General features: G+C 57.6%; 14 protein-coding genes and 1 pseudogene. 9 read left to right on the top strand and 6 right to left on the bottom strand.

Annotation, left to right across the window (positions count from 1 at the left end; genetic code table 11):
- The 4 genes and pseudogenes from AB5Y92_RS20635 to AB5Y92_RS20620 form a co-directional block, all read right to left on the bottom strand.
- Positions 1 to 385 (bottom strand): annotated as a pseudogene (locus tag AB5Y92_RS20635) (IS3 family transposase); the annotation flags it as partial.
- A gap of 139 nt (positions 386 to 524) precedes the next feature.
- Positions 525 to 1,112 (bottom strand): peptidylprolyl isomerase, encoded by a 588-nt coding sequence (locus tag AB5Y92_RS20630; protein ID WP_368227532.1) that lies wholly within the window; start codon positions 1,110 to 1,112, stop codon positions 525 to 527.
- Between the two features lie 2 nt (positions 1,113 to 1,114).
- Complete coding sequence (locus AB5Y92_RS20625) at positions 1,115 to 1,699, bottom strand: YajG family lipoprotein (protein WP_005349692.1); 585 nt, start codon at positions 1,697 to 1,699, stop codon at positions 1,115 to 1,117.
- A 17-nt stretch (positions 1,700 to 1,716) separates the two neighbouring features.
- Complete coding sequence (locus AB5Y92_RS20620; protein ID WP_164537541.1) at positions 1,717 to 2,850, bottom strand: methyltransferase; 1,134 nt, start codon at positions 2,848 to 2,850, stop codon at positions 1,717 to 1,719.
- Between the two features lie 204 nt (positions 2,851 to 3,054).
- On the opposite strand from AB5Y92_RS20620, the gene AB5Y92_RS20615 reads away from it, so the two are divergent.
- The 9 genes from AB5Y92_RS20615 to nqrM all read left to right on the top strand — a co-directional run bounded on the left by AB5Y92_RS20615 (position 3,055) and on the right by nqrM (position 10,915).
- Positions 3,055 to 3,369, top strand: a complete 315-nt coding sequence (locus AB5Y92_RS20615) for a BolA family transcriptional regulator (RefSeq protein WP_005349687.1) — start codon at positions 3,055 to 3,057, stop codon at positions 3,367 to 3,369.
- A gap of 435 nt (positions 3,370 to 3,804) precedes the next feature.
- Complete coding sequence (locus AB5Y92_RS20610) at positions 3,805 to 5,148, top strand: Na(+)-translocating NADH-quinone reductase subunit A (protein WP_005349684.1); 1,344 nt, start codon at positions 3,805 to 3,807, stop codon at positions 5,146 to 5,148.
- Between the two features lie 3 nt (positions 5,149 to 5,151).
- The gene (locus AB5Y92_RS20605) at positions 5,152 to 6,381 is read left to right on the top strand and encodes an NADH:ubiquinone reductase (Na(+)-transporting) subunit B (RefSeq protein WP_005338642.1); all 1,230 of its coding nucleotides are present in this window, start codon (positions 5,152 to 5,154) and stop codon (positions 6,379 to 6,381) included.
- On the top strand, positions 6,371 to 7,159 hold the full coding sequence (locus AB5Y92_RS20600; protein ID WP_164537543.1) for a Na(+)-translocating NADH-quinone reductase subunit C: 789 nt from the start codon (positions 6,371 to 6,373) through the stop codon (positions 7,157 to 7,159). The genes AB5Y92_RS20605 and AB5Y92_RS20600 overlap by 11 nt, the downstream gene beginning before the upstream one ends.
- On the top strand, positions 7,152 to 7,784 hold the full coding sequence (locus AB5Y92_RS20595) for an NADH:ubiquinone reductase (Na(+)-transporting) subunit D (protein WP_005338644.1): 633 nt from the start codon (positions 7,152 to 7,154) through the stop codon (positions 7,782 to 7,784). The genes AB5Y92_RS20600 and AB5Y92_RS20595 overlap by 8 nt, the downstream gene beginning before the upstream one ends.
- Before the next feature lie 3 nt (positions 7,785 to 7,787).
- Complete coding sequence (nqrE, locus tag AB5Y92_RS20590) at positions 7,788 to 8,384, top strand: NADH:ubiquinone reductase (Na(+)-transporting) subunit E (protein WP_005338645.1); 597 nt, start codon at positions 7,788 to 7,790, stop codon at positions 8,382 to 8,384.
- A 32-nt stretch (positions 8,385 to 8,416) separates the two neighbouring features.
- Positions 8,417 to 9,640, top strand: coding sequence for an NADH:ubiquinone reductase (Na(+)-transporting) subunit F (gene nqrF / locus AB5Y92_RS20585; RefSeq protein WP_005338656.1), 1,224 nt, complete (start codon positions 8,417 to 8,419; stop codon positions 9,638 to 9,640).
- 3 nt (positions 9,641 to 9,643) lie between these two features.
- On the top strand, positions 9,644 to 10,681 hold the full coding sequence (locus AB5Y92_RS20580) for an FAD:protein FMN transferase (protein ID WP_368227530.1): 1,038 nt from the start codon (positions 9,644 to 9,646) through the stop codon (positions 10,679 to 10,681).
- Positions 10,682 to 10,690: 9 nt separating this feature from the next.
- Positions 10,691 to 10,915: a (Na+)-NQR maturation NqrM gene (gene nqrM / locus AB5Y92_RS20575; RefSeq protein ID WP_005338668.1), complete on the top strand. Its 225-nt coding sequence runs from the start codon at positions 10,691 to 10,693 to the stop codon at positions 10,913 to 10,915.
- A gap of 73 nt (positions 10,916 to 10,988) precedes the next feature.
- On the opposite strand, the gene AB5Y92_RS20570 is transcribed toward nqrM, so the two are convergent.
- Together AB5Y92_RS20570 and AB5Y92_RS20565 are read right to left on the bottom strand one after the other, a co-directional pair.
- The gene (locus AB5Y92_RS20570; RefSeq protein WP_368227528.1) at positions 10,989 to 11,528 is read right to left on the bottom strand and encodes a DUF3833 domain-containing protein; all 540 of its coding nucleotides are present in this window, start codon (positions 11,526 to 11,528) and stop codon (positions 10,989 to 10,991) included.
- Positions 11,529 to 11,542: 14 nt separating this feature from the next.
- The coding region (locus AB5Y92_RS20565; protein ID WP_368227526.1) for a chalcone isomerase family protein at positions 11,543 to 11,826 on the bottom strand (284 nt) is incomplete at its 5' end.

Genomic DNA, 11,826 nt, shown 5'->3' with positions numbered 1-11,826 from the left:
TTGCCGCTGCGAGAGGACTTGCCGGGTCGCTTTTTTACGATGGAGACGCCGTAGTCATTCTTCAGTACATCGACGACGGCCTCAAAGAACTGGGCTTTCTGACTCATCAGCGCCAGCTGTTGCTCGAGTTCCTTGATGCGCTGCTCGGGCGTCTGGTTGTCGGGGTCTGGCATGGTGATGCTCCTGCCGGCACGAACAGAAGCCCCTGGCTCCAATCTTGCCGACCATGTTTACGCAACCATACCAGAACAGTGGAGCGGCCCTGAATGCCATAACGCACCTGAGCCTGTTTGTAGGTGAGCTCGCCTTTTTCAATCTGCTCGACCAGTGCCAGTTTAAAAGTCAGCGAGTAATCGCGTTGTGTCCGTTTCACACCTTGTCCCATCGGGTTCTCCATTTATTGGGGGGAAAGGTGTAAACCATATTCAGGACGGGACACCGGATGAGAAAAGGCCCATCCCGAACGGGATGAGCCTTGTATCGTGACCTGACGAGGCGAGGTGACGAACCGCGTCCGGCGAGAGTTACTTGCCCGCTTTCTTGTCGACTTTCTTGTCTGCCGGAGTTTCTGCCAGCAAGACCACCTTCTTCAGAATGATGGGACTGGTCGGCACATCGTTGGCACGCAGAATGGGGCTGTAACCGGTCTGTACCTGAGCCAGCTTGTCCAGCACCGCCATCCCCTGAACCACCTGACCGAACACGGTATAACCCGCAGAGCCACCGGCGTTGAGGTTATTGTTGTCGACCAGATTGAAGTAGAACTGGCGAGTAGCGCTGTCAACTGCCTGAGTGCGGGCCATGGCGATGGAGCCACGCTTGTTGGCCAGACCGCCGCGCGACTCGTTGACCACAGGCTCATAAGTTGGCAGTTGCTGGAACTGCTGGTTGTAGCCCCCACCCTGCACCACGAAATCCTGGATCACCCGGTGGAAGATACTGCCGTCATAGCTGCCATCAGCCACGTAGCGCAGGAAGTTCTTCACCGTCTGGGGCGCCTGCTTGGACGCCAACTCCACCACGATATTGCCGTGGTTGGTCTCCATTCTGACTTTCGGGCCTGCGAAAGCCAGCGGGGCGATCAGCATGGCCAGCAACCAGAGTTTTTTCATCATCAGACCCCTGCACCGTTCGGTTGACCTTTCAGGTAACCGCGCAGCGCGTCATCCGCCATGATCTGCTGCAGCACGCTACCCAGTTGCAGGTTCAGTGTAGACTCCAGGTCGGCCATGCTTGGCTCGCTCGGGCTCTCCTTGCTGGAGGACATGTTGAACTGCTTGGTCAGACGGTTGCCCTGAAAATCGGCGATCACCTGCAGGCTAACGCGGGACTTGGTGACATAGGTAAAGGTCTTCTCTTCCACATTGACTGCGGCGTTAGAGATCACCAGCGTCAGGTTGGTGGTGCCACTGTTGCCCACTTCCAGACCCTGGCTGCGCAGACCTTCGGCCAGCCGCTCGGCCATCAGCAGGTTGAGCGGACGCTCGCTGTTGACCAGCACGGGCGCTTTCTCTTTATGTTTAATGGAGAAGACGTAAGCAGCCTCACGCTTGTCTACCCCTTCCATGGTAATGCGATTGCCAGAGTAGTATTGCTGGTTGGCGGGGATCACCTGCGGATTGAGCAGCGCTGTCTCCGGCCAATGAGTGGCACACCCGCCCAGCATCAGGGCGGCCAGCAGCAAGAGTGACTTTTTCATCATGGTTTCCTTTGGCTTTAGCGTTTGATGGCTTTCAAAATAACGAATTTGCTGTTCGACGCAACGACTTGTGCGTTGGCAAACAAGCGCTTGAGTTTGTTGTGATAGTCCAGATGACGGTTGCCTACTATCCAGAGTTCACCCCCTTGAGGCAACACCCGGTGCGCATCGCTGAACATCTGCCAGGCAATATGATCGGTGATCGCCTGCAACTGATGGAAAGGAGGGTTGCAGAGGATCCGATCCGCCGAGCCGACCGCCACCCCGTCGAGACAGTTATTGACCATAAAGTGGGCGCGCGGCAGTGCATCGGGCAGATTGTGCTCGACGTTGAGCTGTGCCGAGGCGACCGCCATATAGGATTCATCGATAAAGGTCACCTCCACCTCGCTATCTTTGGCGAGCAGCGACAGACCCAGCACCCCGTTGCCACAGCCCAGATCGATCACCTTGCGGGCACTGTGGATGGGCAGGTTGTCCAGCATAAAGCGGGCACCGATATCGAGACTGGTGCGCGAGAAGACGTTGGCATGGTTGTGGATGAGCATGCCACTCCCCTCCAGCGGCCAGACAGTCGGGAAGGGGTTGGCCAGCGCGGGACGTTCTGCCTGCGGCTCGCAGTGAATGAGGCGCGCCTTCTTCCAGGCCAGCGAGGTACGGGTAGGCCCCAGATACTTCTCAAACAACTTGAGCGTGGAGGTATGAATATCCTTCGCCTTGCCGGCAGCGATAACGCGGGTTGCCGGTGTCACCACCTCCCGCAGCGCCAGCAGTTGCTGCTCCAGCAGTGCCTGATATTTGGAGACCTTGATCACCACCAGAGCAGGGGCATCGGGCAGCGGCGCCAGCGCATCCTGCAAGCGGATCCCGCCTGCATCCAGTCCGTTTTCGGCCAGATTGGCCAGGGTCGCCCGCTCACTGATGTAAGAGTCGGTGACGCAGTAGGGGGAGTGCGGATGCAGATAGGCCGCCAGCGCGCCAAAACCGTCATTCATGATGATGACGGGGCCCGCCTGCTCGAGGGGAGACTCCGCCAGGGTGTTGATCAGGTATTCGTCAGCCGCATCCCAGGCTTGCAGGGTCTCCTGACTCTGGCGCGGATAGCGGTAGAGCGTGAGCTGGCAATGGGGAGTGTCGAGAAGGGTTTGCATAGGAAGAGTCCAACCTCGGCTTGATTCGTGTATACAGGCGCCAGGGGCGACGCAAAGTGGCGCTATTCTAGCGAGGAGCAGGAATTTCACCAGTTCGATGCGCATCAAGGGGGCAACTGACGGGTGATTTCCCTCTTCCGGGGGCTTATTCCATCCCGCGACTGCCGATAGAATGGCCCGACATTCACTCTGGAAGCCGATCCGATGACCATCCAACAACTGATTGAAGCCAAGCTGACCGCCGCCCTCTCCCCCACCGTGCTGGAGGTGATCAACGAGAGCCATATGCACCGTGTGGAACCGGGATCTGAGAGCCACTTCAAGGTGGTGATCGTCAGCGAGCAATTTGCAGGGCAGCGGCTGCTGGCCCGTCATCGTCAGGTCAATGCGGTACTGGCCGATGAGCTGGCCGGTGCCGTTCATGCACTGGCACTGCATACCTACACAGAGACCGAGTGGCAGGAAAAAGGCCATGCCCCACGCACTCCGAGCTGCGTTGGCAAACCGTCACTCTCCTGAAACCGGTTGTACCACAGGATTTCCCTCGAGAACCTGCCAACAAAAATTAAACAAATTTCCCCCATTGGCCCCGAAAAGGCTACATCCAAGGGGGTATATTTCGGCATCAAGGCTTTTTTGCTCATAGTGGAGGCAACGGCAAATACCCCCATCGAGGTATCGAAATAAAAAAACCTTTAAAACCACTACTTACAAGGTGTCGGGGGCTTATTCATTGCAGGTTAATTTTGTGATGGCACGGGGATTTTGCCCATTTGGCATGGCAGAAAATGCACCTTAAGTGGTAAACTCAAGCGCTTTTGAGTGAGCCTGCATGTTGAATAATTGTTGAGCCTGCCCACTTGGCGCAACCACAACACCGACTCATTCAACCACCCGTCGTGATGTATTTCTCGGCGCTAACCAACCTCTCCCGTAACGGTAGTGCAAGTAAGTATGATTACAATCAAAAGAGGACTGGACATCCCCGTGCTGGGTGCGCCAGAGCAAGTAATCTACGATGGCCCCGCCATCACCCGTGTTGCGACACTGGGCGAGGAGTTTGTGGGGATGCGACCTACTATGTTCGTCAAAGTAGGTGATCGCGTCATCAAAGGTCAGGATCTTTTTGAAGACAAGAAGAATCCGGGCGTTAAATTCACAGCTCCTGCCACCGGTGTGGTTTCAGAGATCAACCGTGGTGCCAAACGTGTTCTCCAGTCTGTGGTCATCGACCTCGACGGTTCCGATGAACAGGTGACGTTTGAGCATTTTGCCTCTGCCGAGCTGGCCAAGCTCGAGCGCAGCAAGGTGCAAGAGATCCTGGTCGCATCAGGTCAGTGGACTGCGTTGCGTACCCGTCCGTTCAGCAAAGTCCCCGCGGTAGCGTCTGCCCCGCGCGCCATCTTTGTGACTGCAATGGACACCAACCCGCTGGCAGCCGATGCCGAGCTGATTATCAAGGAACAGCCGCAGGCCTTCCTCGATGGTCTGGCCGTATTGACCCGCCTGACCGACGGCGCCGTCTACGTCTGTAAAGGCGAAGGCAGTCTGCCCCACTCTCCGCTGGCTCAGGTCAAGGAAGAGATCTTCGTTGGTCCGCACCCTGCCGGTCTGCCGGGTACCCATATCCACTTCCTGGATCCGGTCAGCAGCACCAAGGTGCAGTGGCACATCAACTATCAGGATGTGATTGCATTCGGCAAGCTGTTCACCACCGGTCAGATCTTCACTGACAAGGTGATCGCGCTGGCTGGCCCGAACGTGCTCAAGCCGCGTCTGCTGCGTACCCGTCTGGGCGCCTGCATCAGTCAGCTCACCAATAATGAGCTGCGTGCCGACGAAAACCGTATCATCTCCGGTTCTATCCTGAGTGGTGCCAAAGCCGAAGGTGTTCACGACTACCTGGGGCGCTACCACAATCAGGTTTGCGTGCTGGGTGAAGGTCGCGAGAAAGAGTTCCTGGGCTGGATCAACCCCAGCGCCAACAAGTTCTCTATCACCCGTACCACCCTCTCTCATCTGATGAAGGGCAAGCTGATCAACTTCACCACCACTACCAACGGTAGTGACCGTTCCATGGTGCCTATCGGCAACTATGAGCGGGTGATGCCACTCGACATCCTGCCGACCCTGCTGCTGCGGGACATGGTCTCCGGCGATACCGACGGTGCGCAAGCACTGGGCTGCCTGGAGCTGGATGAGGAAGATTTGGCGCTCTGTACCTTTGTCTGCCCCGGCAAGACAGAGTACGGCCCGATCTTGCGTGAGTGCCTGACCAAGATTGAACTGGAAGGTTAAGCGATGAGTTTCAAGCAACTTCTTGAAAATATGGAACACCACTTCGAACCGGGTGGAAAGTACGCCAAGTACTATGCCCTGTTCGAAGCGGCGTACACCCTGTTCTACACCCCGGGTAGCGTTACCCGCAACGCCTCCCACGTTCGTGATGCGCTCGATCTGAAGCGCATGATGATCATGGTGTGGCTGGCCGTGTTCCCGGCCATGTTCTGGGGCATGTACAACGTTGGTAACCAGGCGATTGCCGCCATTGCCCACATGGGCTCGGCTGCTGGAGCCAGCAGCTGGCAATATGCCCTGGCTACCATGCTGGGCGCCTCCCTCGATCCGGCTGTAGCCGGTATCGGCAGCAAGATGCTGATTGGCGCCACCCACTTCTTCCCGATCTACATCACCGTCTTCTTTGTCGGTGGTTTCTGGGAAGTGCTGTTCGCCATGGTGCGCAAACACGAGATCAACGAAGGCTTCTTCGTTACCTCAATCCTGTTTGCCCTGATCGTGCCGCCCGAGCTGCCCCTGTGGCAAGCTGCGCTGGGTATCACCTTCGGTGTGGTGATGGCCAAAGAGGTGTTCGGTGGTACCGGCAAGAACTTCCTGAACCCGGCGCTGGCTGGTCGTGCGTTCCTGTTCTTCGCCTACCCGGGCCAGATCTCCGGTGACGCCGTGTGGGTTGCCGTTGACGGCTTCTCCGGCGCGACTGCCCTGAGCCAGTGGGCCCAAGGCGGCCAGATGGCGCTGATCAACGGTGCAACTGGCCAGGCTATCAGCTGGATGGACGCTTTCCTGGGTAACCTGCCGGGTTCCATCGGTGAAGTCTCTACCCTGATGATCCTGCTGGGTGCCGCCATGATCGTCTACATGCGCATCGCCTCCTGGCGCATCATCGCCGGCGTGATGATCGGTATGATCGCCACCTCCCTGCTGTTCAACGTCATCGGTTCCGATACCAACCCCATGTTCAACATGCCGTGGCACTGGCATCTGGTACTGGGTGGCTTCGCCTTCGGTATGGCCTTCATGGCGACCGACCCTGTCTCCGCCGCCTTTACCAACAAAGGCAAGTGGTGGTATGGCGCCCTGATCGGCGTAATGGTCGTGCTGGTTCGCGTGGTCAACCCTGCGTTCCCGGAAGGCATGATGCTGGCCATTCTGTTTGCGAACCTGTTTGCTCCCCTGTTTGACCACTTCGTCGCTCAGGCAAACATCAAGCGGAGGATTGCTCGTGGCGTTTAATAAAGATTCAACCCTCGGCACCGTCAGCGTGGTCACCGGCCTGTGTCTGGCCTGTTCCATCGTGGTATCCGTTGCCGCTGTGGGCCTGCGTTCTACCCAGCAGGAAAACAAGGCGCTGGACAAGCAGAGCAACATTCTCGCCGTAGCCGGTGTGGATGTAAGCGAAGTGGCCAAGCGTGACCTGGCCAAACTGTACGGCGAGAAGATCGAAGCGCGTCTGGTGGATCTGGCGACCGGTGACTTTGTTGACGGAGATGCCGACAACTTCGACACCAAGCAGGCAGCCAAAGATCCGGCCCGCAGCATCCGTCTTGCCGCCGCTGACGACAAGGCCAGCCTGCGTCAGATCTCCAAGCAGATCCCGGTATTCTTCGCCAAGGATGCCGAAGGCAAGATCGACAGCATCATCCTGCCCATCTACGGTCAGGGTCTGTGGTCGACCATGTATGCCTTCGTCGCCATTGCCGCTGATGGCCAGACCATCAAGGGCATCACCTACTATGACCACGGTGAAACCCCGGGTCTGGGTGGCGAGATCGAAAACCCGGCCTGGCAGGCGCTGTTCAAGGACAAGAAACTGTTCGACCAGAATGGCATGCCGGCGCTGCGCGTCATCAAGGGCCATGCTCCGGCGGGCTCCGAGCACGAGATCGATGGTCTCTCCGGTGCCACTCTGACCGGTAACGGCGTACAGCATACCTTCGACTTCTGGATGGGTCCCAAGGGCTTCGGTCCTTTCCTGGCCAAGGTTCGTGCAGGAGAAATCAACAATGGCTGACAAGAGCGAAATGAAGAAGTTGCTGTTGACGCCTGTGCTGGGCAACAACCCCATCGCCTTGCAGGTGCTGGGTGTCTGTTCTGCACTGGCGGTTACCAGCCAGATGAAAACTGCGTTTGTAATGACCCTCGCGGTCATGGCGGTCACCGCCTTCTCAAACCTGTTCATCTCCCTGATCCGCAACCAGATCCCGAACAGCGTCCGGATCATCGTGCAGATGGCGATCATCGCCTCACTGGTTATCGTGGTTGACCAGGTGCTCAAGGCGTATGCCTATGACATCTCCAAGCAACTGTCGGTCTTCGTGGGTCTGATCATCACCAACTGTATCGTAATGGGCCGCGCTGAAGCGTACGCCATGAAGAGTGCCCCGCTGCCCTCCTTCCTGGATGGTATCGGCAACGGTCTGGGCTATGGCGCCATTCTGCTGAGCGTCGCGACCGTGCGTGAACTGCTGGGCTCCGGCACCTGGTTCGGCATCGAGCTGCTGCCGCTGGTGAACAACGGTGGCTGGTATGTGCCCAACGGCCTGCTGCTGCTGCCGCCGAGTGCATTCTTCATCATTGGTCTGATCATTTGGGGCGTGCGCACCAAGGATCCCAAGCAGGTGGAGGCGAAGGATTAAGGTATGGAACACTATCTGAGTCTGTTGATTAAATCGATCTTCATCGAAAACCTGGCACTCTCCTTCTTCCTGGGGATGTGTACCTTCCTGGCGGTGTCCAAGAAGGTAAAGACCTCCATGGGTCTGGGTATTGCCGTTATTGTGGTGCAGACCATCGCGGTTCCTGCCAACAACCTGATCTACAACTACGTGCTTAAAGATGGCGCTCTGGTATCCGGTCTGGATCTGAGCTTCTTGAGCTTCATCACCTTCATCGGTGTGATTGCAGCACTGGTACAGATCCTGGAGATGGCGCTGGACAAGTACTTCCCGGCACTCTACAACGCGCTGGGTATCTTCCTGCCGCTCATCACCGTGAACTGCGCCATCTTCGGTGGCGTCTCCTTCATGGTGCAGCGTGACTACAACTTCATGGAGTCTGTGGTCTACGGTGTGGGTTCAGGGGCAGGCTGGATGCTGGCAATCGTTGCGCTGGCAGGTATCCGCGAGAAGATGAAGTATTCCGATGTTCCGGAAGGCCTGCGCGGTCTGGGCATCACCTTCATCACCGCCGGTCTGATGGCGCTGGGCTTCATGTCCTTCTCTGGTATCTCCCTGTAATCGGCTTTCCTGCAATCAGAAAGGAACGATAGATGGAAATTATTTTGGGTGTGGTCATGTTTACCGTGATCCTGCTGGCACTGGTGGCAGTCATTCTGTTCGCCAAGTCCAAGCTGGTGACCGCGGGCGACGTGACAATCAGCATCAATGGTGACCCGGCCAAGGCTGTGACCAGCCCGGCCGGTGGCAAGCTGCTCGGCGTGCTGGCTGGCAGCGGTATCTTCGTCTCCTCCGCCTGTGGCGGCGGTGGCTCCTGCGGCCAGTGCAAGGTACGGGTGAAATCCGGTGGTGGCGACATTCTGCCGACCGAACTGGATCACATCAGCAAGGGCGAAGCCCGTCATGGCGAGCGTCTGGCCTGTCAGGTTACCGTTCGCTCCGACATGGATATTGAACTGCCGGAAGAGATCTTCGGGGTGAAGAAGTGGGAATGTACTGTTATCTCCAACGATAACAAAGCCACCTTCATCAAGGAGCTCAAGCTGCAGATCCCCGATGGCGAGAGCGTGCCGTTCCGCGCCGGTGGTTATATCCAGATTGAAGCCCCGGCTCACCACGTGCACTACAAGAACTTCGATATTCCCGAGGAGTATCGCGGGGACTGGGATCGCTTCAAGATTTTTGAGCTGGAGTCCAAGGTCGATGAGCCGATCATCCGTGCCTACTCCATGGCCAACTATCCGGAAGAGTTCGGCATAATCATGCTGAACGTGCGTATCGCGACCCCGCCGCCCAGCAACTGGACTGCCCCTCCGGGACAGATGTCCTCCTACATCTTCAGCCTGAAGGCTGGCGACAAGGTGACTATCTCCGGTCCGTTCGGTGAGTTCTTCGCCAAGGACACCGATGCCGAAATGGTATTCATCGGTGGTGGTGCAGGTATGGCGCCGATGCGTTCCCATATCTTCGACCAGCTGCGTCGCCTGAAGTCCAAGCGCAAGATGAGCTTCTGGTACGGTGCCCGTTCCAAGCGCGAAATGTTCTATGTCGAAGACTTTGACATGCTCGCCGCCGAGAACGAGAACTTCACCTGGAACGTCGCGCTGTCTGATCCGCAACCGGAAGACAACTGGGACGGCTACACCGGCTTCATCCACAACGTGCTCTACGAGAACTATCTCAAGAACCACGAAGCACCGGAAGATTGCGAGTTCTACATGTGTGGACCTCCGGTAATGAACGCTGCCGTCATCAACATGCTCAAAGACTTGGGCGTTGAAGACGAAAACATCCTGTTGGATGACTTTGGTGGTTAATCCATGCACAGTGTTGTAAAGACCTGGCTAGCCTTCGGGCTAGCCTTTTTCTTGACTGGGTGCGGTCAGGAGACGGTCCAATCCAAACCGGAGATCCACATCACCGGCAGCACCATGGGCACTTACTACTCCATCAAGGTGGCGGACAGCGTCATCACCGATCCGGCCAAGCTTCAAGCTGAGGTCGATGTCTTGCTGGAGCGGGTCAACGATCAGATGTCGACCTATCGCCCCGATTCCGAACTGTCGCGCTTCAACCAGAGCCGTGACAACAAACCGGTTGTGGTCTCCCGCGATACCGCACGGGTCGTCACAGAGGCCATTCACATTGGCCGTGAGAGCCAGGGGGCGCTGGACGTCACCGTTGGCCCCTTGGTCAATCTGTGGGGCTTTGGCCCGGACAAGAAACCGACCAAGGTCCCCTCCGATGAGCTGATCACCCAGACTCGCCAGAAGACCGGTCTGGGCAACCTGCACGTCATCACCTCGGTGGATGCCGATACCCTGCAAAAAGACATTCCGGATCTTTACGTCGATCTCTCCGCTATCGCCAAGGGCTTTGGTGTGGACAAGGTAGCCGAGTATCTGGAGTCACTGGGGGCGCGCAACTATCTGGTGGAGATTGGCGGCGAGCTGCGGATCAATGGCGTCAACGGCAAGGGTCACCCCTGGCGCGTGGCCATCGAGAAGCCCACCGCAGGCACCGGCACGGTGCAAGAGGTGATCGTGCCCGGTGACAACGGGGTGGCTACCTCCGGCGATTACCGCAACTACTATGAACTGGATGGTCAGCGCTTCTCCCACACCATAGATCCGCGCAGCGGCAAGCCGATCCAGCACCGTTTGGTGTCGGTCACCGTGATCCACCCCTCCTGCATGACCGCAGACGGGTTGGCCACCGTGTTTATGGTGATGGGGACCGAGAAGAGCCTGGCCTATGCCAACGAGCGCGGCCTGGCGATCTTCGTGATCACCAAGACGGACAACGGCTTTGAAGAGGCTTACTCCGATGCCTTCAAGCCCTATCTGGTCAAGAAGTAAGAGGTAGAGATGCAGATTTTTCTGATCACCTTCGGGGTATTCATGCTGGTGATAGCCGCCATGGCTATCGGTTATATCTTCCAGAAGAAGACCATCTCCGGCTCCTGTGGCGGTCTGGGTAGCGTCGGCATCGAGAAAGAGTGCGATTGCCCGGAACCCTGCGACAACCGCAAGAAGAAGATGGCCAAGGAAGAGGCCCGTCGCAAGATGCTGGAAGAGAACCGCATCATCTGATGACTCTGGTTTTTCGGTAAACAAAAGCGCGCCATCGGCGCGCTTTTTACTGGCCGTTATCTTGCGTTAACGGTCAGGGCTGACGTTCGATATAGAGGATCACCTCGCCAAGATGGATACCGAACTTGCTGATCTCGGCACGATTGATCAGACGATCTTCGTCCAGCAGGTACATCCAGTCATCGAAGCTCACCCGCACCACCTCGCCATCCGGCAGCGCCAGATCGAGCTGATAACGCCAGTTGAGGGCGAACCCTTGGGCTTTACCCACCGCCTCCCCCACCACATCGGAAGCTGTACCTCGCCAGTGACCGTCAACCCCCTTGCTCAGATACCAGGTACGGGTCTGTTGGCGGCCATCATCAAAGTAGAACTGCTCGAACAACTCTCCCTTGCCATCCTTCCAACGACCCACCATCTCGACCCGAAAGCGACTGGTCACTTCGCCGCTGCGGTCGGTCACCAGGCCGTGAGCCACCAGTTTGCCATTGAAGAAACGGGCGAGATCCCAGTTTGGCCCCTGCCCCCGATAGTCATCGAGACTGGCACCACAGCCGCTCAGCAGCAAAAAAGGGAGCAGCAGCAACCAGCGGTATGCACGATAGAAGGACATCAGAGACTCCATGTTCAGGGTTGGCCACGCAGGCGGCGGGTAAGGGCGGGATCGCGGCTGTTGTCAGCCAGCCAGATGGCGAGAAAAGCGGCCGAGAATTGCGGATCGGCCAGGGTGCCGAGGGGTTTTTCCTGCCACCAGAAGTGGCCTGCCCCCCCCTTGTCGACATAGAAGGTGAGCTTGTCGCCTGCCTGCACATCGGGCCAGAGTGCAGCGAGCTGGCCGAGCCAGCGCTGACGTTCGGCGTCGGAGCCAAGACCGAGTCGCTGCCACTCGGCGGCAGTGGCGCTCAGCAGAT

Origin of the sequence: Aeromonas sp. R1-1, assembly GCF_040908495.1 — a bacterium.
Taxonomy (GTDB): Bacteria; Pseudomonadota; Gammaproteobacteria; order Enterobacterales; family Aeromonadaceae; genus Aeromonas; species Aeromonas veronii.
Note: the sequence above shows the minus strand (reverse complement) of the source record. Positions and strands in the feature narration are given on the sequence as shown.

What these genes read in the sequence shown, in the direction of transcription:
- AB5Y92_RS20630 (WP_368227532.1), bottom strand. Translation starts at nt 1,112, where the DNA reads ATGAAAAAACTCTGGTTGCTGGCCATGCTGATCGCCCCGCTGGCTTTC.
- AB5Y92_RS20625 (WP_005349692.1), bottom strand. Translation starts at nt 1,699, where the DNA reads ATGAAAAAGTCACTCTTGCTGCTGGCCGCCCTGATGCTGGGCGGGTGT.
- AB5Y92_RS20620 (WP_164537541.1), bottom strand. Translation starts at nt 2,850, where the DNA reads ATGCAAACCCTTCTCGACACTCCCCATTGCCAGCTCACGCTCTACCGC.
- AB5Y92_RS20615 (WP_005349687.1), top strand. Translation starts at nt 3,055, where the DNA reads ATGACCATCCAACAACTGATTGAAGCCAAGCTGACCGCCGCCCTCTCC.
- AB5Y92_RS20610 (WP_005349684.1), top strand. Translation starts at nt 3,805, where the DNA reads ATGATTACAATCAAAAGAGGACTGGACATCCCCGTGCTGGGTGCGCCA.
- AB5Y92_RS20605 (WP_005338642.1), top strand. Translation starts at nt 5,152, where the DNA reads ATGAGTTTCAAGCAACTTCTTGAAAATATGGAACACCACTTCGAACCG.
- AB5Y92_RS20595 (WP_005338644.1), top strand. Translation starts at nt 7,152, where the DNA reads ATGGCTGACAAGAGCGAAATGAAGAAGTTGCTGTTGACGCCTGTGCTG.
- nqrE (WP_005338645.1), top strand. Translation starts at nt 7,788, where the DNA reads ATGGAACACTATCTGAGTCTGTTGATTAAATCGATCTTCATCGAAAAC.
- nqrF (WP_005338656.1), top strand. Translation starts at nt 8,417, where the DNA reads ATGGAAATTATTTTGGGTGTGGTCATGTTTACCGTGATCCTGCTGGCA.
- AB5Y92_RS20580 (WP_368227530.1), top strand. Translation starts at nt 9,644, where the DNA reads ATGCACAGTGTTGTAAAGACCTGGCTAGCCTTCGGGCTAGCCTTTTTC.
- nqrM (WP_005338668.1), top strand. Translation starts at nt 10,691, where the DNA reads ATGCAGATTTTTCTGATCACCTTCGGGGTATTCATGCTGGTGATAGCC.
- AB5Y92_RS20570 (WP_368227528.1), bottom strand. Translation starts at nt 11,528, where the DNA reads ATGTCCTTCTATCGTGCATACCGCTGGTTGCTGCTGCTCCCTTTTTTG.